General features: G+C 74.7%; 16 protein-coding genes, 1 tRNA gene, 1 pseudogene and 1 riboswitch. Of the genes and pseudogenes, 14 read left to right on the top strand and 4 right to left on the bottom strand.

Annotation, left to right across the window (positions count from 1 at the left end):
- Positions 1-314: 314 nt before the first annotated feature.
- From ACFY30_RS36060 to ACFY30_RS36045, 4 genes are all read left to right on the top strand, one after another.
- The gene (locus ACFY30_RS36060) at positions 315-1340 is read left to right on the top strand and encodes a substrate-binding domain-containing protein (RefSeq protein ID WP_390849356.1); all 1026 of its coding nucleotides are present in this window, start codon (positions 315-317) and stop codon (positions 1338-1340) included.
- A gap of 240 nt (positions 1341-1580) precedes the next feature.
- A tRNA-Pro gene (locus ACFY30_RS36055) sits at positions 1581-1654 on the top strand.
- A 289-nt stretch (positions 1655-1943) separates the two neighbouring features.
- The gene (locus ACFY30_RS36050) at positions 1944-2939 is read left to right on the top strand and encodes a GerMN domain-containing protein (RefSeq protein ID WP_390849355.1); all 996 of its coding nucleotides are present in this window, start codon (positions 1944-1946) and stop codon (positions 2937-2939) included.
- A gap of 161 nt (positions 2940-3100) precedes the next feature.
- On the top strand, positions 3101-3610 hold the full coding sequence (locus ACFY30_RS36045; RefSeq protein ID WP_390849354.1) for a flavodoxin domain-containing protein: 510 nt from the start codon (positions 3101-3103) through the stop codon (positions 3608-3610).
- A 122-nt stretch (positions 3611-3732) separates the two neighbouring features.
- On the opposite strand, the gene ACFY30_RS36040 is transcribed toward ACFY30_RS36045, so the two are convergent.
- Positions 3733-4371, bottom strand: a complete 639-nt coding sequence (locus ACFY30_RS36040; RefSeq protein ID WP_390849353.1) for a TetR family transcriptional regulator — start codon at positions 4369-4371, stop codon at positions 3733-3735.
- A gap of 57 nt (positions 4372-4428) precedes the next feature.
- On the opposite strand from ACFY30_RS36040, the gene ACFY30_RS36035 reads away from it, so the two are divergent.
- From ACFY30_RS36035 to ACFY30_RS36010, 6 genes and pseudogenes are all read left to right on the top strand, one after another.
- On the top strand, positions 4429-5115 hold the full coding sequence (locus tag ACFY30_RS36035; protein WP_390849352.1) for a class II aldolase/adducin family protein: 687 nt from the start codon (positions 4429-4431) through the stop codon (positions 5113-5115).
- A 25-nt stretch (positions 5116-5140) separates the two neighbouring features.
- Positions 5141-6070 carry a carbohydrate kinase family protein gene (locus ACFY30_RS36030; protein ID WP_390849435.1) on the top strand — a complete coding sequence of 310 codons (930 nt, stop codon included), beginning with the start codon at positions 5141-5143 and terminating at the stop codon, positions 6068-6070.
- 587 nt (positions 6071-6657) lie between these two features.
- Complete coding sequence (locus tag ACFY30_RS36025; protein WP_390849351.1) at positions 6658-6780, top strand: putative leader peptide; 123 nt, start codon at positions 6658-6660, stop codon at positions 6778-6780.
- A 145-nt stretch (positions 6781-6925) separates the two neighbouring features.
- Positions 6926-7795 (top strand): glutathione S-transferase C-terminal domain-containing protein, encoded by an 870-nt coding sequence (locus ACFY30_RS36020; protein ID WP_390849350.1) that lies wholly within the window; start codon positions 6926-6928, stop codon positions 7793-7795.
- Between the two features lie 65 nt (positions 7796-7860).
- Positions 7861-7984, top strand: a riboswitch (SAM riboswitch).
- A 358-nt stretch (positions 7985-8342) separates the two neighbouring features.
- Complete coding sequence (locus ACFY30_RS36015; protein ID WP_390849349.1) at positions 8343-9320, top strand: amino acid ABC transporter permease; 978 nt, start codon at positions 8343-8345, stop codon at positions 9318-9320.
- A 96-nt stretch (positions 9321-9416) separates the two neighbouring features.
- A pseudogene (locus ACFY30_RS36010) lies at positions 9417-10495 on the top strand (NtaA/DmoA family FMN-dependent monooxygenase); the annotation flags it as partial.
- A gap of 166 nt (positions 10496-10661) precedes the next feature.
- On the opposite strand, the gene ACFY30_RS36005 reads toward ACFY30_RS36010, so the two are convergent.
- Positions 10662-11747, bottom strand: a complete 1086-nt coding sequence (locus ACFY30_RS36005) for a M12 family metallopeptidase (RefSeq protein WP_390849348.1) — start codon at positions 11745-11747, stop codon at positions 10662-10664.
- Between the two features lie 132 nt (positions 11748-11879).
- Between ACFY30_RS36005 and ACFY30_RS36000 the strand changes: the two genes are divergently transcribed.
- Positions 11880-13583: a LuxR C-terminal-related transcriptional regulator gene (locus ACFY30_RS36000; RefSeq protein ID WP_390849434.1), complete on the top strand. Its 1704-nt coding sequence runs from the start codon at positions 11880-11882 to the stop codon at positions 13581-13583.
- Between the two features lie 31 nt (positions 13584-13614).
- Here the strand turns inward: ACFY30_RS36000 and ACFY30_RS35995 are convergent, their stop codons facing one another.
- Positions 13615-16179: a CHAT domain-containing protein gene (locus ACFY30_RS35995; RefSeq protein WP_390849433.1), complete on the bottom strand. Its 2565-nt coding sequence runs from the start codon at positions 16177-16179 to the stop codon at positions 13615-13617.
- Positions 16180-16530: 351 nt separating this feature from the next.
- On the opposite strand from ACFY30_RS35995, the gene ACFY30_RS35990 reads away from it, so the two are divergent.
- The 3 genes from ACFY30_RS35990 (at position 16531) to ACFY30_RS35980 (ending at position 19155) form a co-directional block, all read left to right on the top strand.
- Positions 16531-17943, top strand: coding sequence for a S8/S53 family peptidase (locus ACFY30_RS35990; RefSeq protein WP_390849347.1), 1413 nt, complete (start codon positions 16531-16533; stop codon positions 17941-17943).
- 142 nt (positions 17944-18085) lie between these two features.
- A complete protein-coding gene (locus ACFY30_RS35985) occupies positions 18086-18661 on the top strand; it encodes an RNA polymerase sigma factor (protein ID WP_390849346.1) in 576 nt (191 codons plus the stop codon).
- A 5-nt stretch (positions 18662-18666) separates the two neighbouring features.
- Complete coding sequence (locus ACFY30_RS35980; RefSeq protein ID WP_390849345.1) at positions 18667-19155, top strand: hypothetical protein; 489 nt, start codon at positions 18667-18669, stop codon at positions 19153-19155.
- A 15-nt stretch (positions 19156-19170) separates the two neighbouring features.
- Here ACFY30_RS35980 and ACFY30_RS35975 read toward each other — a convergent pair whose 3' ends face one another.
- Positions 19171-19965, bottom strand: coding sequence for an N-formylglutamate amidohydrolase (locus ACFY30_RS35975; RefSeq protein WP_390849344.1), 795 nt, complete (start codon positions 19963-19965; stop codon positions 19171-19173).
- Positions 19966-20010: the final 45 nt, after the last annotated feature.

The following is a 20010-nucleotide window of genomic DNA, read 5'->3' as shown; positions in this document are numbered from 1 at the left end:
GAGGAAACCGGATGAATTCCTTTCGGGCCCGTCGGCGTTCACTCCGGACTCACGCGGTAGAAACATGAACGACCGAAAGAAATGGGTTCCTTTGGACGGCATGTCCGGATCGGGGTGCCCATTCCCGGCCCGCGCGGGGTGCGGGAGGAAAATCCGTGTGTCGGGGGCCGCGTGTCCGGGAAGGACCGGGAGGGGGCTTGACGTGCACACATCCAACGCCAAGACTGATGTGACTACGTAGTCAAGCCGGTCCTCGGGAGGTCGTCGACCGGCTTGGCCGCGTGGTCGCTTCCGCATGCGGCAGGGAGTCGCCCATGACGTCGGCCCGGCCCCGGCGCGGCCCGGGGATGACAGAGGTGGCGCGCGCCGCCGGTGTCTCCCAGAAGACGGTGTCCCGGGTCGTCAACGGCGAGCCGCATGTCGGTCCCGAGGTGCGGGAGCGTGTCCTTCGGGTCGTCCGGGACCTGGGCTACCGCCCCAACACCGCCGCCCGCGCCCTCCTGCTCGGCCGCTACCGCAGGATCGGCGTGGTCGCCCCCGGCTCCGCGCTGCACGGCCCGGCCTCGCTCCTTCTGGGCCTGGAGCAGGCGGTGCGGCGGGCCGGATACGCCTGCGCCCTAGCGACCGCCCCGGCGGGCCGGGGCGTCACCGCCGCCGTGGAGTCGCTGCTGGAGCAGGGTGTGGACGGCGTGGTGCTGGCCGAGCCGATCCACGACGGCCGCCCGCTCCGGCTCCCCGGACATCTGCCCGTCGTCAGCCTCGGTGCCCCCGTCGCGACGGCGGGCGGCCGCGGCGTCGTCGTACCGTCCGGAGGGGTCGCCGCCGCCCGGACGGCCACCGCGCATCTGCTCTCCCTCGGGCACCGCACCGTCCGGCACGTCCCCGGCCCGCAGCACTGGTTCAGCGCCCGTGAGCGGCTGCGCGGCTGGCGCGAGGCCCTCGCCGCCGCCGGGGCCACCGAGCCGCCCCTGCCCGCCGAGGGCGACTGGACCCCCGCGTCCGGGTACGCGGCGGGGCGCGAACTCGCCCGGCTGCCCGATGTCACCGCGGTGTTCGCCGCCGGAGACGACATGGCGATCGGGGTGCTGCGGGCGTTCGCCGAGGCCGGGCGGACCGTGCCGCAGGACGTGAGCGTGGTCGGCTGCGACGACGTCCCCGCGGCCGCCCACCTCTCGCCGCCCCTGACCACCCTCCGCCAGGACCTCGCCGCCGTCGCCGGCCACGCCGTCGCCGTCCTGACCGCCGTCGTCGAGGGCAGGCCCCTCCCGCCGGAACCCCTCGGCCCGGCCGTCGAGCTGCGGGTACGCGGCTCCACCGCACCGCCCTCCCTCACCCACTGACGCGCCCGCCGGCCGGGCCTCACGCCAGCGCCCGGCGCGCACCCCGTCCAGTGCGCCGGCCAGGACACGGTCGCGCTGGGCGCTCTGCCCGGGCGCAGCCCTGGCCTTCCTCCTGGTGCCCGCGGGACCTCCCGCCCGGCTGCCGGAACCGGTGACGCGGCAGTCGCCGACCCCGGCACCCGCCCGCGTACGGTAAGGTTTTCCTGCGCGTTCCCGCAGCTCACCGCCGCGGCAGCGCGGCGGGACGTGGCGCAGCTTGGTAGCGCACTTGACTGGGGGTCAAGGGGTCGCAGGTTCAAATCCTGTCGTCCCGACTTGTGACAGCACAGGTCAGGTCAGAGGTCGTATCGGAGCATTCCGGTACGGCCTCTTGTCGTTCCGGGAGCGGGACGGGGCCGGCGGGGGGGCAGGCCAGGGTCATGGGCGGTCGTCGGGGGCCGTCGGCTGTTCGGTCGGACGAGGCGCCGGCCGGTGTCGTGGCTGGACGGGGGACCGGTCGGCTCCGTGGGCGGACGGGGACCGGTCGGCTCTGTGAAAGAGGCCGGTCAGCCCTGGAAACCACGCCTGCGCGGAGCTTGGCTGGAGGGGTCACAGGAGGCTGCCATGAACAGCGAAGCCCCGAGCCCCCGCAGCACCCGCCGACGCCACCGCCCCGTGCTCACCGCGGCGTTGACGCTCCCTCTCCTCGCCGTGGCCGCGTGCGGCTCGGGCTCCGGTCCGGGCACGCCGGCCGGCACCGAGCGGCCCTCCGGCCCGGCCACGTCCGGCGGCGCCTCCGGCACCCCCGCGCCGTCCGCGTCGTCTCCCTCCACCGCCCCGAGGACGAGCCCCGCCCCGCCCGCCGCCTCCTCGACGAGCGGCGGCACCGGCACCGGCACCGCGGCGACGTCGGTCCGTACGGCGGTGTACTTCCTGCACGGCGAGCAGGTCTCGCCCGCCCCGCGCACCGTGACCGCGCCGGCCACCGCCACCGGAGCCGTGCGCGCCCTGCTGGCCGGCCCGGACTCCTTCGAGCGCGGGCACAGGCGTACGACGGCCATCCCGGCCGGCACGACGCTGAACTCCGTCGTGATCCGGGGCCGTGTGGCCACCGTGGACCTCTCGGAGAGGTACGACGACGGCGGCGGCAGCCTGTCCATGCGGGCGCGCCTCGCCCAGGTGGTGTTCACCGTGACGCGCCTCCCGGCGGTGGACAAGGTCGCCTTCGCACTCGACGGCAAGCCGGTGAAGCACTTCGGCGGCGAGGGTGTCGTCCTCGACGGGCCGGTGGGACGGGCCGACTTCGAGGACCTCGCTCCGGCCGTCCTGGTGGAGTCCCCGCTGATCGGTGACACCGTGCGGACCCCGCTGAGGGTCCGGGGCAGTGCCGACACGTTCGAGGCCGTGTTCCGGCTGAAGGTCACCGACAGCACCGGGCGCACCGCCGCCGACGTCCGGGTAATGGCCACGTCGGGCACGGGGACGCGCGGCACCTTCGACGTCACCTTCCCGTACAAGGCCGCGGGAAGCGGGCCCGGCCGGCTGACCGCGTACTACCTGTCGCCGAAGGACGGCAGGCCCGTGACCGTCGACACCGTGCCGCTGACCGTGAACCGGTGACGACGGCCCGGTGCGCACGGCCGGGCGGGCCCCGTCGCCCGCCCGGCCGGCCGACGGGCCGTGCCGGCCCGGTCCGGCTGCTCGCCGCGAGGGTGTGTGAGATTCTCGGACCGCGGATCGACGTGCCGCGCGACGGAGAAACGTCGGGGTGAGGTGACGTCATGAACGTTCTGGTGGGATACGCGACGGCGCACGGTTCGACGCGAGGGATCGCCGAGCGGCTGGCCGCCGGGTTGCGCGAGGCGGGGCTGACGGCCGAGGCGAGGCCGGTGGAGAGCGTGGACGACGCCTCCGCGTACGACGCGTTCGTCCTGGGCAGTGCCGTGCACGGGCAGACCTGGCTGGATCCGGCCAAGGACTTCGTACGCGCTCATGCGGAGGTACTGGGCACCCGGCCGGTGTGGCTCTTCAGCGTCGGGATGCCGGCCGCGCTGCGCGGACCGTGGAAGCGCATGGCGGACAAGGAGATCCCGGTGATCGTCGCGAGTCTGCCCGGTGATCAGGCGTACCGGGAGCACCGGCTGTTCTCCGGTGTCGTCGCGCGGGAGCAGCTGCCCGTCACCGGACGCGTCCTGTTCCGCCTGGTGGGCGGCCGGTTCGGCGACTACCGCGACTGGGCCGCCGTCGACGCCTGGGCGGCCGCGATCGCGGCGGAACTCGCCCGCCGCTGACGACGCCCGCCGCCCCGCGGGCGGCGGGCGCGGGCCCTCGTCACCGTCCGCCCGACGCCGTCGGACGGACGGTCGTCTCCTGGCGGCCGGACCAAGCCCCTGCGGTCCGCCGGGACGCCGGATCAGCGACGGCCCACGACGTCCGCCAGATAGCCGCGCAGCATCACCTTCGCCTCCCCGAGCAGCCGCGCGTCACCGTCCGCGTCCCTGCGGAAGGCCTCCTGGGCGAGGGCGTCCGCCGCGAGGACCGCCGCGTGGCAGGAGCGGGCCAGGTCCTCGCCGTCCCGTACGACGTCCAGCGCGAGCAGCACCCGGCGGATCCCGTCGGCCATCCGCCGCTTGTGCTCGCGGTCCGCCGCCCGGGTCTGCTCGGTCAGCCCGCTGCCGAACCAGAGCGCGCGGAAACCGTGTTCCGTGCGGTAGATCCCCGCGTAGGCGTCGATGAGCACGCCCACCGGGTCCTTCCAGCGCTCCTCGGCCGCCGCCCGGACCAGGTCGTCCATCACCCCTTCGAGGCGCGCGAAATATCCCGCCGCGAGGGCGTCGATGATCGCGCCGCGGTCCGGCAGGTACTGGTACAGCGAGCCCACCGACACCTGCGCCTCGGCCGCGACCCGGGTCGTGGTCAGCGCCTCCACACCCTCCTCGACCAGGATGCGCTCGGCGGCCCGCAGGACCAGCGCCAGGCGGGCCTTGCTGCGCGCCTGGCGAGGGGTGCGGCGCAGGGGAGGGGAACCCGTGTCTGCGGTGGGCCGGCCCAAGGATCGTCTCCGAACGTGAACGTGACTTTGTTTCAGGTTTACGCTACCTTCGCGCCCATGACCGCCTCAAGCTCGGCGCTGAGCCAGGAGCGGGCCGCCGTGGCGGACGCCTGCCGGCGCCTGGGGGCCGAGGGCCTCCTCATCGGCACGGCAGGGAACGTGAGCGTCCGCGTCGCCGACCGGATCGCCGTCACCGCCACCGGAGCGGTCCTCGCCGATCTGACGCCGGACCAGGTGACCGTGGTCGACCTCGACGGGAAGACGGTCACCGGGACCTTGGAGCCCACCTCGGAACTGGATCTGCACCTCGGCGTCCACCGCCGCCGCGGCACCGGCGCCGTCGTCCACACGCATGCCCCGAACGCCACCGCCGTGGCCTGCGTGCTCGATGAACTGCCCTGCATCCACTACCAGTTGCTGGCCCTGGGTGGCACGGTCCGGGTCGCGCCCTACGCCACCTTCGGCACCCCGGAACTCGCCGAGTCGGTGCTCACCGCCCTCGACGGCCGCAGCGCCGCCCTGATGGCGAACCACGGCGCGGTCACCCATGCGACCACCCTCGACCAGGCCGTCGAGCACGCCCTGCTCCTCGAATGGGCCTGCGGCGTCTACCGGCGGGCGGCCGCCATGGGCCGCCCGCGCGCCCTGGACGAACAGCAGCAACTGGCCGTGATCGAGGCGGCGATCGCCCGGAACTACGGAACCACCCGCCCCGTACCACCCGCGCAGGACGAGAGCCGATGAAGGGGAGCCGATGCAGGGGGAGCAGATGAAGGTCTTCACGATGGGCGTGCACGTGCTGGACGTCCTGGTGCGGCCGGTGGAGGAGATACCCGAGGGGCAGGGCGCGACCCTGGTCGAGGACATCCGGATGACCGCCGCCGGAACCGCCGGCGGCACCGCCCTCACCCTCGCCAAGCTGGGCGCACAGGTGCGCAGCGCGGGCGCCATCGGCTCCGATCCCACCGGCGACATGCTCGTCCAGCTGCTCGGCAGGGCGGGGATCGACACCGCGTTCCTGGTCCGCCGTACGGACACCGCGACCTCCGCGAGCGTCCTGCCCATCCGCCCCAACGGCGACCGGCCCTCCCTGCACCTGCTCGGCGCCAACATCACCTACGGCCCCGACGACGTGCCCTGGGACGCCCTCGCCGAGGCCACGCATCTGCACCTGGGCGGCCCCGAGCTGATCGGCGTCGAGACCGCCGCACGCATCCTGTCGTTCGCCAAGGAGCACGGCGTCGTCACCTCCGTCGACCTGCTGGCCCCCGGTGTCCTGGGCGGCTTCGAGCAGATCGAGGCGGCCCTGCCCCACATCGACCACTTCCTGCCCAACGAGGACCAGGTCCTCGGCTTCACCGGCGAGGACGACCTGCTGACCGGTGCGCGCAGGCTCCTCGACGCCGGTGCGGGGGTCGTCGCGGTCACCCGCGGCGGCGACGGAGCGCTGGTGGTGACCGCGGACGGCGCGGAGCCCGTGCCCGCCTTCGTCGTCGACGTCGTCGACACCACCGGCTGCGGCGACGCGTTCTCCGCGGGCTATCTGCGGGGTGTGGGCCTGGGCCGGACGCCGAGTGACGCCGCCGTCCTCGGCAGCGCCGCCGCGGCACTCGTCGCGCAGGGACTCGGCAGCGACCACGGCGACTTCGACCTCGCCGCGGCCGACGCCTTCGCCGCAACGGCCAAGCCCCGCAGCTGAGTTCGGCGGACCATGGCCGGGCCGGTCCGTCGCCCCGCCGGGAGGAGCGGTCGCGCGAGCCCGCCCGGACGTCCGCCCGAGCCGGCCGGAGGAGCACACTCCGGTCAGTCGCGGCGCGGCGGGCCGTGACCACGGCCTTAGCGTCCTTCGTCGCCGCTTCCACCACCACCGCCTGCCGGTCGGGTGAGACCGACGAGGCCGGGAGCGCCCGGCCCCGGTCGAGTGCGGCCCCCGGTCCGCGCCGGTGAACCGTCCGCGCCGCACGCGCCGTTCCCCGGCATGCGCGAAGGAAGGTGGTGGCGCGGACGTCGTTGCGGGTGCCGGACCCGCTGAGGGTGTGGCACCGGCCGCCCCGGCATGCGCGAAGGCCGCCTCGTGACGCGCGCGGCGGCCTCCCGCGTGGTCCGGGGTGCGGCCGGGCCGCATACCGGCGCGGGGCGACGCCCCGCCCGGCGGCGTGGACGCCCCGGCGCCGGCCCGCTGCGGTCCGCGCGGCTCGTGGCGCTCACCTGGTGGACGACCCCTTGACGTCCGCCGGGGGCGGATCGACACTCGATCAGGGAATCCTAGTGAACAGGTAGGGAAACATGGGGCGCCTGGAGACGGTCACCGGCCGAGCGAGCCGCACGGCGTGGTCGTCGCCCCCTCTCACCTCCCGCCGTCACATCGACCTGCAGCGCGTCTGCAGCGCCATCAGCGCACGGGGCTGAGCCGGTTACCTCCCCGCGCGCAGCCGTTCCGGCAGAGTCTCCCGGGCGTCGCCCGGGCCGGCACGCGTGCCCGAGGGCCGTCTCCCTTCCGCCGTCGCATCCGCCGCGCGCACGGTCCTCAGTGCGCCCGCCTCCGGGGAGAGTCATGTCCGTCACACCGCTGGCCGCCCACCCCTCCACCCGCCCCGCCCCCGCCTTCCGGGGCCGCATCGGCAGGGACGCGCGCAGCGGCCACTACGCCGTGCCGCGCCGCTACCGCCTCCATCTGTCCACCGCCGATCCCGACGGCCTGCGCATCGCCGTCGTCCACACCCTCCTCGGCCTGGACCGGGTCTGTCCGGTGGCCTTCCTGCCCGCCGTCCCCGACTGTGCCGACGGTGGGCACCGGGCGCTGCGCCCGCTCTACGAGGCCAGCGCCCACCGCTACACCGGACCGGCCCTCGCGCCGGTGCTCAGCGACGACTGGTCCGGCCGGATCGTCTCCACCCACGGCCCGGACATCGCCCGCGACCTCGCCCGGCGCTTCGGCGGCGGCCGCCCCACGCTCCACCCGTGCGGCGCCGGATCGGAGATCGAGGCCGTCGAGCGGATGTGCGCGCAGGGCATCGAGGGGGCCGCCCAGCGCGCCGGGAACGCGGGGGCCGGCGAGGCGGAGCGTGCCGCCGCGCTCGGACATCTCCTCGCCACGCTCGCCGTGCTGGAGCAAGGGCTCAGTGCGCAGCCGTATCTGATCGGTGATCAGATCACCGCGGCCGACGCGGAGTTGTGGGTCGCTCTGGTCCGGCTCGACACCGTGCACCGGCACCACCTCGACGCGGACGCCGTGCGCCGGGTCGCCGAACACCCCGCCCTGTGGGCCTACGCCCGCCGGCTCGCCGCCCATCCGGCCTTCGGCGCCCACCTCGACCTCGACGGCATCGCCCGCCGTCACCACGCCCGCTGTCAGGGGCTGGAGGCCGCCGGCGCCGCCGTCCAGATCCTCGACTGGGCGGCCCACGCCGCCCCCACCCGGTAGCCGTCCAGTCAATGGACCGGCGTTGACATTCGTTCGGGCAGTTATCGTAATTTACGGCCCAGAACGGTCATGAGCGTCAGCGACAAGCCCTGGCTCGCTGACCGGCAACCCTCGCGCCGCGGTGGGGTGCCCCAGGTGACGACCGGACCGGACGACGTACCGACAGGGACGTTCCGGTAAGCGCGAGGTCCCTCCGGGGCCGTGATCACGACGGAGAACACCATGTACGCAGCCCTCAGGACGGCGCCCCGCCGTCTTCGGGGGCCGCGTACGGCCCTCAGCACAGCCACTCGTCGCCGACCGCGCCGTCGATCTGCTCCGCGTGAACAGCGCACTGTGTACCGCACCGGGCCGTGCCCGCTGTCGGGGCTGAACTCCGCACCTCCCTTCGCCCCGCTTCCGCGTCTGTGACGAACACCGCCCCCGCGGTGTGCCGTTGACCGCCTCACCCCGGTTCTTCGTACGCACCCGTGCGCCGTGCGCCTGACGACGGCCACCCCACGCGACGGTGCCGACCCGGGGTGCCCGACTCCCGCCGGAGCCCCTCATGAGTGAACCCCCAGGCGCCGTGGCCCTCGCCCAGGCGCCCGCCGCCGACCTGCCGTCAGAAAAGCTCACCGCCCGGCGGGTTCAGCCGCTGCGCCGGCCGGGCCGCTGGATCGCGACCGCCGTCGTGCTGGTGCTGGTCGCCCAGTTCGCGCACGGCCTCGTGTCCAACCCCTTCTACCAGTGGGACCGCTTCGGCTACTGGTTCCTGCGGCCGGTGATCCTCGACGGACTGCTGATCACCCTCGAAGTCGCCGCCTACAGCGCCGTACTGGGCCTCCTCGGCGGGATCCTGCTCGCGGTCGCGCTGCTGTCGAGGAGCCCGGTGCTGCGCGCGGTCAGCTGGACCTACGTCTGGGCGCTGCGCTCCATCCCGCTGATCGTCGTCCTGCTCTTCCTGTACAACTTCAGCGCCCTGTACCGGACGCTGAGCCTGGGCGTCCCCTTCGGCCCCGCCTTCCTCACCTTCGACGAGTCCCGGCTCGCCACCGACATGGTGATCGCCGTCGTCGGCCTCAGCCTCAACGAGGCCGCCTACGCCGCCGAGGTGGTCCGCGGCGGCATCCTCTCCGTCGACCAGGGCCAGCACGAGGCGGCCGCCGCGCTCGGTCTGCCCCGGGGCTACCAGTTCTGGAAGATCGTCTTTCCGCAGGCGCTCAGGTCGATCACCCCGAACTACGTCAACCAGCTGATCGGCCTCGTGAAGGCCACCTCGCTGGTCTTCTACGTGTCACTGCTCGACCTGTTCGGCACCGCCCAGACCATGGGCGCCACCTACCCGGGCGACATCGTGCCGCTGCTGCTGGTCGTCACCGTCTGGTACCTGATCCTGACCAGCCTCGTCTCCGTCGTCCAGTTCTACGTCGAGCGGTACTACGCCCGGGGCGCCACGCGCTCCCTGCCGCCGACGCCGTTGCAGAAGCTGCGGACCGGTCTCACCGACCTGCGGGCCCGCATCCGCCGGGAGGCCGCCGTATGACCGCCGAGACCGTGCAGACCGAGGCGGCCGCCGGGATCGTGCCCGCCGCCGTGGAAGTGCACGACGTGCACAAGTGGTACGGCGCCCACCGGGTTCAACTCCACCTTCAACGAGCCCTACGAGGTGGCCCGCCAGTTCGCCAGCCTCGACCACCTCTCCGGCGGCCGCTCCGCGTGGAACGTCGTCACCTCCTGGGACGCCTTCACCGGCGAGAACTTCCGCCGCGGCGGCTTCCTCCCGCAGGAGGAGCGCTACTCCCGCGCCCAGGAGTTCCTCGCCACGGCGAACGAGCTCTTCGACTCGTGGCGGGGCGACGAGATCGTCGCCGACCAGGCCACCGGCACCTTCCTGCGCGACGCCAAGGCGGGCGCCTTCGTCCACGAGGGCCGCCACTTCGACATCCACGGCCGCTTCAACGTCCCGCGCAGCCCGCAGGGCCGCCCGGTGATCTTCCAGGCCGGAGACTCCGACGAGGGCCGCGAGTTCGCCGCCTCCTCCGCCGACGCCGTCTTCAGCCGGTACGCCGCCCTCGACGCGGGCCGGGCCTTCTGCACGGACGTCAAGTCCCGCCTCCCCAAGTACGGCCGACGCTCCGACCAGTGCTGATCCTGCCCGCCGCCGCCTTCGTCCTCGCCGACACCGACGCCGAGGCCGAGGAACTCGCCAAGGAGGTGCGCCGCCGGCAGGTCAGCGGCGCCACCGCCATCAAGCACCTGGAGTTCGTCTGGAACCGGGACCTGTCCTCCTACGACCCGGACGGCCCCCTGCCCGACATCGACCCCGACCCCGGCGAGAACCACATCTCCCGCGGTCGCGCCCAGGCCCGCATGTACCGCGACCCGCTGGCCACCGCCCGCGAGTGGCGCGAGCTCGCGGCGGCCCACCACTGGTCCATCCGCGACCTGGTCATCGAGACCGGCAACCGCCAGAACTTCGTCGGCTCGGCGCGGACCATAGCCCGCACGATCAACGACTACGTCCAGGCCGACGCCGCCGACGGCTTCATCCTCGTCCCGCACATCACCCCCGGCGGCCTCGACGAGTTCGCCGACAGGGTCGTCCCGCTGCTCCAGGAGCGAGGCGTCTTCCGCACGGACTACGAGGGCCCCACCCTTCGCGACCACCTCGGCCTCGCCCACCCGGACGCGGCGGTCCGCGCACGGGTCGCCTCATGAGGCTTCCGCCGCGCGACCCCGACGCGCCGTGCCACTTCGCCGTGCCGGCCCCCGCCAGGGGCCCGGAAGCCGGTGCGGCCGGGGCACGTCTCCCTCCCCCGAAGGAGACGTGCCCCGGACCTTCCCCCGGCGCCGGACAGTGGTCGGCGGGCGGTCGTGTGCTCCCTCACCAGCACATGACCGCCGTCTCGCCCGAGCCCCAGCCGGAGTACAGCCGGATCCGGACGAAGTAGCGGCGCCCCTTGACGAGCCGGGCCCTGATCGTGGCGTTGCGCGCGGTGCCGCCGTCGTCCTGCCCGGCGAGGAAGCGGGGTTCGCCGTCCCGTTCCTCGAAGACCACGACGACCGAGTCGCTCTCCCCGAAGGTGCCGAGGGTGTACTCCCGGGTCTCCTTCGGCTCCACCGTGAAGTCGGCCTGCTCACCCGGCCCCAGCGACAGCGCCACCGACCGGAACGGCACCAGCGCCGGCGGCCGGGGCGCGTCGAGCGGGGGGTACCAGCGCAGCACGAACTCCTTGTCCAGCGGGGACAGCGCCCCCGCCGGGTGGACACCGCCCCGGAACTGCTCCGGCTCCAGGACCAGCCCCGCCTCGAAGGGGTACTCCATCACGGAATGCGGGTCCCACACGGGGCCGTTGACCTCGGCCGGGTCCAGCTTGCGCAGGATGTTGAACCAGGTGCGGTCACGGCTCCAGTGGTTCGGCGGGCCCGCCAGATCGGCGTAGACGGCCTCGTCGTCCCAGTGCAGGCCGGCGAACGGGCTCTGGTGCTCGTGCTGCATGCCGAGCGCGTGACCGATCTCGTGCAGGGCCGTCGCGCGCTCCCCGGGCGCGGTCAGGTCCCAGCCCAGGTTCATGGTCCGCTCGTTGAGACCCGCCCGCAGAGCGTCCCGGCCCACCGCCGACCAGGCCCCGTCACCCTGCTGGAAGCCGATCCGCAGCTCCGCCTCCGAACGGTCGGCGACCTCGGCGAACGACACCCCGATGCCGAGGCCGGACCACTCACGGAAGCAGTCGCGCACCACGTCCCGCTGCGCCTCGTCGCCGACCCACGACACCCGGCGGGTGCCCCCGGCACCCGGCACGGGGATCACCGACGCGTCACCGTCGCCGTCGAAGAAGCAGTAGTGCAGGACCGTGCCGTTGACCCACATCCGGCGTCCGCTCAGGAGCGCGCCGAGCCGCTCGGCGGCCAGCCCCGGCGGGAACGCGGGGGCCGGCTGCTGCGCGAGCGAGCAGTAGCGGGCGGTCATGGCCACCAGGGTGCCGTGACCGCCCCGCCGGACGCCTGAGTCGGGGGCTACTCAAGTCGCCCTGTATCAGGTGTGAGTATCCGCGCTCCTGATGACGTGACGACGATCGAGACGCATGCCAGGTCCGTGCGGATGCCGTGGCCGTTCACCGGCCGGGAGGAGGAACGGGAGCTGGTCCGCCGCTCGCTGGCGGCCGGCCGGCCCGGAATCGTGGTGACGGGACCGGCGGGCTGCGGCCGCACCCGTCTGGCCGCCGAGGCGGTCCGCGGCACCGGCTGCGCCCGCGTGGCCGCCACCCCGGGCGCCCGCAGCACCGCCTTCGCCGCGTTCGCCCACCTGCTGCCCGACGGGGTCACCCTGCACCGGGCCGTCCAACTGCTGGCCGACGTCAGGGTGTTGCTGGTCGACGACGCCCATCTGCTCGACGGCGCCTCGGCCGCCCTGCTGCACCAGCTGGCCGTCCAGGGCCGCACCCGGCTGCTGGTCGTGGCGACGGACGGCACCCCGGTCCCGGACGCCGTCACCCGGCTGTGGACCGGTGAACTGCTTCCCCGCCTGGCCCTGGAACCGCTGCCCGCCCACGACACCGCCCAGCTCCTCACGGCCGGCGCCGGCGGCCCGCTGGAGCCCCTGACCGCCGGCCGTCTGCACCGCCTGTGCCGGGGTGATCTGCGCCTCCTGCGCGACCTCCTGGGCGCCGTACGCGACGAGGGCCTGCTCACCCCCGTCCCCGGCACCGGCGAACGGGCGTGGCGCGGCCGCGTCCCGCTGACCGCCACCCTCCGCGAACGCGCCGCCCCCGTCCTCGCCCGGCCCTGCCCCGGCGAACGCGAGACCCTCGACCGCCTCGCCTTCGCGGAACCCCTGCCGCTGCCCGTGGACACGCTCGACCTGAGGGTCCTGGAGCGCCTGGAGACCGACGGCCTGATCGAGGTGGACGACACCGAGGCCGCCACGACCGTGCGCCTGGCCCACCCGCTGCACGGCCCCGTGCTGCGCGCCGCCGCCGGACGGCTGCGCGCGAGGCGGCTGGCCGGCGCCCGCGGATCGCTGCGCGCGGCCCTGGACGCCGAGGCGGCCGCCCTGACCCGGTCCGTCGGACGTGCCGACGTCCGCACGAAGCGGGCGCCCGTGGGGGAGTGGCTGGTCGCCGAGGGGGAAGGGGTCCCGCCCGGGTACGCGGCCGTCCTCGCCCGCTTCGCACGGCTGCGGGGCGAACTGCGCGAGGCCGCGGCCTGGGCGCGGGAGGGCCTGGCGAGCGCCGGGGAGGACGCCGCCTGCCGTCGGGAACTCGAGCTGACCGCGGCCCGGTCGGGCGAGGCGGACGCCGCCGCCGGCTTCGACGCCTACGACGCCGTACGCCTCGGCGCCCCCGGGCGCGCCGCCGGCCTCCTTCCGCCCGGCAGCGTCTTCGCCCGCCACGCCCGTGCCCTCGCCGACGCCGACGGGCCCGCCCTGGACCGGGTCGCAACAGAGCTGGCGGAACGCGGCTTCCTGCTGTACGCGGCCGAGGCGCACGCCCAGGCGGCACGGGTCCACCGCGACCCCACGGCCGCCCGCACCGCCCGCACCCGTGCCGTCGCCCTGGCCCGGCGCTGCCAGGGAGCCTGCACCCCGGCCCTGTCCGGCCTCGTTCTGGGGGAACTCACCGCCCGCCAACGGCAGATCGTCACCCTCGCCGCAACGGGGCTGAGCAACCGTCAGATCGCCGAGCGCCTCACCCTGTCCGTCCGCACCGTCGGCAACCACCTCTACGGCGCGTACACCCGCCTCGGTGCGAGCGACCGCGGCGACCTGCCCCGGCCGGCGGACCTGTCGCAGGCCCAACCCGCCTAGCGGCAAAGGGCGTTCACGTCGATCACACCGTTCACGCCGCCCCGAACGCCGTGAACGCCCATCCCGTCGCCTGATGCAGCGCGTCCCCCGGAAGCGCCGCCCGCGCGTCGCGCAGCGCCTCCGCCAGGGACAGGCCGTCGCCGAGGCCCTTGTGCAGGCCCAGCATCAGGGGCACGACCGCCGCGTCGTTCACCGGCGCGCTGCTCGCCAGCACGCCCGCCGTGCCCAGCGGGAGCAACGCCGTGACCAGGCCGAGGAGTTCGTCGGCGCCGACCGAGGCGAGCCGGGCGGTGTCGCAGCTGGAGAGGATGATCCGGTACGGGCTGCGGGCCAGCCGCTCGAAGTCGTGGACGATCAGCGGGCCGTCGGCCATGCGCAGGGACGAGAACATCGGGCTGTCGGCGCGGAAGGTGCCGTGCGCGGCGATGTGCGCCAGCGCGGCCCCGTCCAGCTCCCGCAGGACCCGCGTCACATGGGCGTCGTCCTGCTCCAGCACCGTGAGCCTGCTGTACCGTCCGGCCACCTCCGGCACCTCCGCGCCGCCGGTCGCCAGACCCGGGCCGCGCACCAGGACGTGCCGGCCGCCGCGCGGCTGCTCGGTCTCCCGGGCGCGCAGCCAGGCACTCGCCGACGGCGACACGCTGACCACCCGCTCCCGCAGCGACGGCAGCAGCGCCCACGGGACGCGGTGCAGACGGGCCGGGGGCACGACCACCAGCGGTCCGCGGCCCAGCTGCCCCGCCGCCTCGCCCAGCAGCAGCTCCTCCAGCCGCCGCCCCGCCGTCTCGGCCAGCGGCAGCCGCCCCTCCCCGCCCGGATGGGCCAGCCGGCGCAGCGCCGACTGCACGTACTCGGCCTCCCGCTCCGCCTCGGCCAGCAGCCCGCCCGCGAACCGTCTGACCCGCCCCCCGCCGCACAGCAGGACCTGAACCCGCCCGTCCAGCACGGCGAGTTCGACCAGCCGGCCGTCGCCCAGCCGGTCCAGGAGCCGGCCCGCGTCGAACCGGCCCCCGCAGCCCGGCACATGTCCCCGGATGTGCAGGGTGCGGGAGCGGATCTCCCGCTCCAGGCGGCGCTGTTCGCGCTCCAGCGTCGGTACCGGGCGGCCGTCCATCCGGGCCTCCTCGGCGCGCGCCGCGATCACCCGGAACGCGGTCAGCCCGCTCAGCAGCGCCGGGTCGGCGGGCGGCCGGGTGGGCGGGGTGGACAGGGCCGTGGCCCGCCAGCGCTCGCTCCACACCAGCAGCCGCCGGGGGCCGCCCCGCTCCAGGCTCACCTGCTGGGCCAGCGCGGCCAGTTCGGCGCCCTGCGCGGTGGCCCGGGCCCGCAGCTCCGAGGCCCCGAGCGTCGTACGGTGGTCGTCGAGCACGTCGAGGCCGCGCCGGCAGGCCTCCAGCACGCCCCGCCCGGAGCCGGTGGCCCGCGCCCACAGCGCCTGCGCCGCCCAGCCCGTCATCCGCGCCAGCGGGGGCCCGCTGCGCCGGCTGCGCGCGGCGACCTCCAGATACCGTTCGGCGTCCGCCGCCCAGTCCAGCCCGAGCGCGATCCGGCCCGCCAGCAGCCAGGCCTCCGGGGCGGCGGGCGCGCCGAACGCGGACAGCCGTTCGGCCACCCTCACCGCGTCGGCGACCAGCCGCCCCGAACCGCGTCCGGCGGCCACCCGCGCGTCGATCAGCACCAGCCGGGCGTGCGCCTCCCACCAGGTGCGCCGCTGCCCGGCGAAGAGCCGCACGGCCACCGCCGCACGCGCGATCGCCGTCCCCGGGTCGCCCGCCAGCCGGGCCGCCTTCGCGGCGGCCAGCAGCAGCTCCGCCTTGCGGGTGGACTGGCCGCCGATCCGGTCCAGGACCGCTGTCGCCGCGTCCGCCTCGGCGCGGGCCTCCGGCGCGAGACCGGCCGCCATCAGGACCTCGCAGCGCCGGATGTTCAGCATGAACGTCGGCGTGCCGAGCTTGGCGTACCGCTCCTCCGCCTCGTCGAGGAGCCGCAGCGCCGCGGGGACGTCTCCCGAGCGGAACGCGGCGAGGCCCCGGCTCTCCACCGCGTCCGCCTTGTCGTGCTCCTGGCCGGTGGTGTCCCACAGCGCCTCGGCCGCCGTGAAGTCCGCCTCGGCCCGCTCCACCGCCCCGAGCGCGAGATGCACGGTGGCGCGCAGGGTCAGGGCGCGCGCCGTCCAGATGACGTCGTCCGCCTGCCGCAGCACGGGTATCGCCCGCCGGACGTCCTCCAGGGCCTCACGATGGTGCCCCAGCACCCACCAGGAGTAGGCCCGCCGGTACAGCACCCGCGCGCGGGTGTGGCCCGTACCGCGCTCGACCCCCCGCTCGAACGCCGCGAGGCCCTGCCGGGTGCGGCCCGCGTGCACCAGCGCGACCCCCAGCGTGGCCAGCACGTCCGCCTCACGCTCCGCCGAGTCCGCGCGCGCCGCCAGATCGCGGGCGCGTCGCAGATGGTCCAGGGCGAGCCGCATGTCGCCCCAGTCGCGCTGCCAGATGCCGATCACCTGGTGGGCGACCGAGGCGTGCAACGGCGTCGGATCGGTGTGGAGCAGTGCTTCCGCCCGCGCCAACGCGTCGTTGGGGGCGGCGAACACCATCGGCAGCAGTTCGAGAACCGAGTCGTTTCCCGCTGTCACCCCACGGATGGTAGTGCTCCGCCCGGCACGCCACACCCGTTCGGCGCCGTATCCACCCGTATCAAGAAGGCATCACGTCAAGGGGCTTGGCGCGGCAGGGGAGGCGCACACGCCCGGTACGAGGGGCGCGCGCCGGTACGAGGGGCGCGCCGAGGGGCGCACACGGGAGGGGCGTACGGAGGGGGCGTACGGCCTCAAGTGCACCACCTGCTTCCGCAACCGCACCACCCGCACCCGCCGTCGCACCACCTGTATCAGACGAGGGACGCGGGGATCCGACTGACGACACACCGTCCAGGGGGAGGACACGCCATGGCACCACAGCGATTCCACGAGCAGTTCGACCAGATCCAGCGCGCGCTGCCCGGCGTCCCGCTGGCGATGGGGCCGGACGACTCGGCCGAGTTCATCTACGAGAAGGGCGTCGTCCTCGCCCGCGACGGCGAGGAGGCACAGGTCGTCGAGGACACCGTCCGCACCCACTTCACCGAGACCGCCGGCCTCGTCCCCGACCATGTGCGCCGGGCCGGACCGCGGGCCAACCGCTCCGGCATCACCCGCATCCAGGTAGGCGACCCCGGCCACACCGACCGCACCGCGGACCACGCCGTGGCGGGTGCCCTGCGCGCCCTGCGCGAGGCGGAGGGCCGCACCGGACGCCGGCTCGTCAGCCGCAACCACCTCGTGTCGATCTCCGTCAACGCCTGCCCCGGCGACGAGCCCGTGCCCGCCCCGTCCAGCGGGACGCCCAACCCCGCCCGGGCGGAGGGGGAGCACGACCCGGACAGCGCCGTCGGCGTCCTGGTGATCGACACCGGCCTGATGCACGACTACCGCTCCTACCCGCCGCTCGCCCACACCGCCGGCGACCTCCAGATCCGGGAGACCGACGAGGACGGCGTCCTGCAGCAGTACGTCGGCCACGGCACGTTCATCGCCGGACTGGTCGCCGCCGTCGCGCCGAACACCGAGGTGACCGTGCGCAACACGCTCAACGACTGCGGCGCGATCCTCGAGGACGAGTTCGGCGAGAAGCTCTTCGACGCGGTGGAGGAGGGCGGCTGGCCGGACGTCCTCAGCCTGTCCGCCGGCACCTCCAACGGACGCCTCGACGGCCTCCTCGGCCTCGACGGCTTCATGCGCGCGCTGCGCGAGCGGCACACCCTGCTGGTCGCCGCCGCCGGGAACAACGCCAGCGCGACGCCCTTCTGGCCCGCCGCCTACGCCTCCCTGCCCGCATACGCCGACGCCGTCCTGTCGGTCGGCGCCCTGCGCGCCGACGGGGAGTACGGCGCCTGCTTCTCCAACCACGGCCCCTGGGTGCGGGTCTACGCCCCCGGCGAGCGGCTCACCGGCGCCCTCACCGGCTTCGACACGCCCGTCCCGTACGTCTACCAGCACTCCACCTACGAGACCTGCCGCTACGGCTTCGGCTACGCCTGCACCTGCCGCTCCCCGCGCCACACGGGCGTACTGAGCGACGCCTCCGGCAAGCCGGACCAGGTGATGTTCGAGGGGTTCGCGTCCTGGAGCGGGACCTCTTTCGCCACGCCCCTGGTGGCCGGGCTCGTCGCCGCCCACATGACCGCGACCAAGGAGACCGATCCCCGTGCCGCCGCCCGCCAACTGCTCGCCCGCAACACCCACTTCGCCGAGGTGCGCGGGGCCCACGTCCCGGCGCTGCGCCCGCCCGGCTGGCGTCCGGTCCCGGTCGGCTCGGCATGAGGTCCGCGACGAGGGCCGTGCCGGCCGCCGGCCCGGCGGCCCGGGCCGAAACCGCCACGACGACCGGCCCGAGGTCCGGATGAGGTCCGACGGCGCACCCGCCACGGCGTACGATGACAGGCCGTACACGAGGGGTGGGGCCGTGGACCGTACAGATGTCGGCGCGCTCGTCCGGTCGGCCGTCGACGGTGAAACGGCGGCCTGGAAGGCGCTCGTGGAGGGGCTGAGCCCACTGGTGTGGTCGGTCGTGCGCGCACACCGGCTCTCCGAGGCCGACGGACACGAGGTCTACCAGACCGTCTGGTTCCGCTTCGCCCAGCACCTCGGCCGGATCCGCGAACCGGACAAGGCGGGCTCGTGGCTCGCGAGCACGGCACGCAACGAGTGCCTGAAGGTGCTCAAGAGTTCGAGGCGGCTCACGCCGACCGACGATCCCCAGCTGCTGGACCGCGCCAGCGAGGAACCGACTCCCGAGGAGTCGGTGCTCGACTCGGAGGAGGCGGCCGCGCAGAGCGAGCGCGTCCGGTTCCTGTGGCAGGAGTTCGAGGCCCTCGGCGACCGCTGCCGGCAGCTGCTGCGGGTGCTGATCGCCTCGCCGCCGCCCAGCTACCAGGAGGTGTCGAGCGCGCTCGGCATCGCCGTCGGCAGCATCGGGCCGATGCGCCAGCGATGTCTGCGCCGGCTGAGGGCCAGGCTCGACGCACGGGGGGCACTGTGAGCGACATGCGCGACATGAGCGACGACGACCGCGCGGGCGAAGGCTCCTCCGGCGACGAGGAGTTCGACCACCGACGTCTGGAACTGGAGCTCCGCCAGGCCGCCGCCATCCTGGACCCGGTCCCGGCCGAGCTGCGCCGCATCGCCGTCGAGGCGTACGCGCTGCACGACCTGGACGCGCGGATCGCCGAGCTGACCTTCGACTCGCTGACCGACGCGATCCCGGTCAGGGGAGCCGTGGACGTGCCCCGGATGCTGACCTTCCACACGGGTGGACTGACGGTCGACGTGGAGGTGACCGAGGACGGTCTGATGGGCCAGCTGCTGCCACCGCAGCCCGCCTCGGTCGAGGTCCTGCACGGCCCGCGCGCGGGCGCCCCGCTCACCGCCGACGACATGGGCCGCTTCTTCTGCGACGCCCCGCCCACCGGCCCCTTCGCCCTGCGGCTGCGGACCGGCGGGGAGGTGGTCGTCACGGAGTGGCTGCGGGCCTGAGCTCCGCGGCGGGGTTCAGGAGACGGCGTCCACCAGGGCCGCCAGCGCCGACGCCAGCCGGGGCAGTCCCGCCCCGGCGGGCCCGCCCGGCTCGCTCATGTAGGTGTCCCGGCGGATCTCCACCATCAGCGCGGACACCCTCGGCTCCCGCCCGTAGTACTCCAGCGGGACGTACGTCCCGGCGAACGGGCTGTCGAGTCCCGTCTCCCCGGCCTTCGAGAACGCCTCGCGCGCCGTGGCGAGCAGCTCCGGCGGGGTGTGGAAGGAGTCGGTGCCCAGGCAGACCGGCGGCCGCGGGCCCGCTCCGTGCAGCTCGTAGGGCAGCGGCTCGGCCGGATAGGAGTGCACGTCGACGACGACGGCCCGCCCGACCGCCGCCAGCCGCTCCCGCACGGCCTCGGTCATGGCCCGCGCGTAGGGCCGGAAGTACCGCTCGACCAGCGGCTCGGGGTCGAGGTCGTCGTCCCGCAGCACCTCCCGGTGCGTGGTCCGGGTGTACACGGCCCCCATCCCGACCGCCCGCATCTCCTCCCGCTCGTCCGGGAACCGCTCCGGATCGACCACCAGCCGCGAGAGCCGGTTGACGAACCGCCAGGGCCTCACACCGGCCAGCCCGGCCGCCTCTTCGGCGATCCGGGCGGTGTGCGAGTCGGTGATGTGATCCAGCTCCCGCTCCAGCTCCGCGTCGCCCAGCACGATCCCCGCCCGCACCTCGGCCGGTATCTCCCGCGCCGAATGCGGCACATGCAGGATCACGGGCGAACCGGCGGCCCCGGCGAGGAGCTCGAAGGAGGGTACGGCAGACGTCATCAGGCTGCTCCAGAGGCGTGGTCGGGGGTGACGGTGCGTGATCGC

This window comes from Streptomyces sp. NPDC000345, assembly GCF_042898825.1.
GTDB lineage: Bacteria > Actinomycetota > Actinomycetes > Streptomycetales > Streptomycetaceae > Streptomyces.
Note: the sequence above shows the minus strand (reverse complement) of the source record. Positions and strands in the feature narration are given on the sequence as shown.

What these genes read in the sequence shown, in the direction of transcription:
- ACFY30_RS36060 (WP_390849356.1), top strand. Translation starts at nt 315, where the DNA reads ATGACGTCGGCCCGGCCCCGGCGCGGCCCGGGGATGACAGAGGTGGCG.
- ACFY30_RS36050 (WP_390849355.1), top strand. Translation starts at nt 1,944, where the DNA reads ATGAACAGCGAAGCCCCGAGCCCCCGCAGCACCCGCCGACGCCACCGC.
- ACFY30_RS36045 (WP_390849354.1), top strand. Translation starts at nt 3,101, where the DNA reads ATGAACGTTCTGGTGGGATACGCGACGGCGCACGGTTCGACGCGAGGG.
- ACFY30_RS36035 (WP_390849352.1), top strand. Translation starts at nt 4,429, where the DNA reads ATGACCGCCTCAAGCTCGGCGCTGAGCCAGGAGCGGGCCGCCGTGGCG.
- ACFY30_RS36030 (WP_390849435.1), top strand. Translation starts at nt 5,141, where the DNA reads ATGAAGGTCTTCACGATGGGCGTGCACGTGCTGGACGTCCTGGTGCGG.
- ACFY30_RS36025 (WP_390849351.1), top strand. Translation starts at nt 6,658, where the DNA reads ATGGGGCGCCTGGAGACGGTCACCGGCCGAGCGAGCCGCACGGCGTGG.
- ACFY30_RS36020 (WP_390849350.1), top strand. Translation starts at nt 6,926, where the DNA reads ATGTCCGTCACACCGCTGGCCGCCCACCCCTCCACCCGCCCCGCCCCC.
- ACFY30_RS36015 (WP_390849349.1), top strand. Translation starts at nt 8,343, where the DNA reads ATGAGTGAACCCCCAGGCGCCGTGGCCCTCGCCCAGGCGCCCGCCGCC.
- ACFY30_RS36005 (WP_390849348.1), bottom strand. Translation starts at nt 11,747, where the DNA reads ATGACCGCCCGCTACTGCTCGCTCGCGCAGCAGCCGGCCCCCGCGTTC.
- ACFY30_RS36000 (WP_390849434.1), top strand. Translation starts at nt 11,880, where the DNA reads ATGCCGTGGCCGTTCACCGGCCGGGAGGAGGAACGGGAGCTGGTCCGC.
- ACFY30_RS35995 (WP_390849433.1), bottom strand. Translation starts at nt 16,179, where the DNA reads ATGGTGTTCGCCGCCCCCAACGACGCGTTGGCGCGGGCGGAAGCACTG.
- ACFY30_RS35990 (WP_390849347.1), top strand. Translation starts at nt 16,531, where the DNA reads ATGGCACCACAGCGATTCCACGAGCAGTTCGACCAGATCCAGCGCGCG.
- ACFY30_RS35980 (WP_390849345.1), top strand. Translation starts at nt 18,667, where the DNA reads ATGCGCGACATGAGCGACGACGACCGCGCGGGCGAAGGCTCCTCCGGC.
- ACFY30_RS35975 (WP_390849344.1), bottom strand. Translation starts at nt 19,965, where the DNA reads ATGACGTCTGCCGTACCCTCCTTCGAGCTCCTCGCCGGGGCCGCCGGT.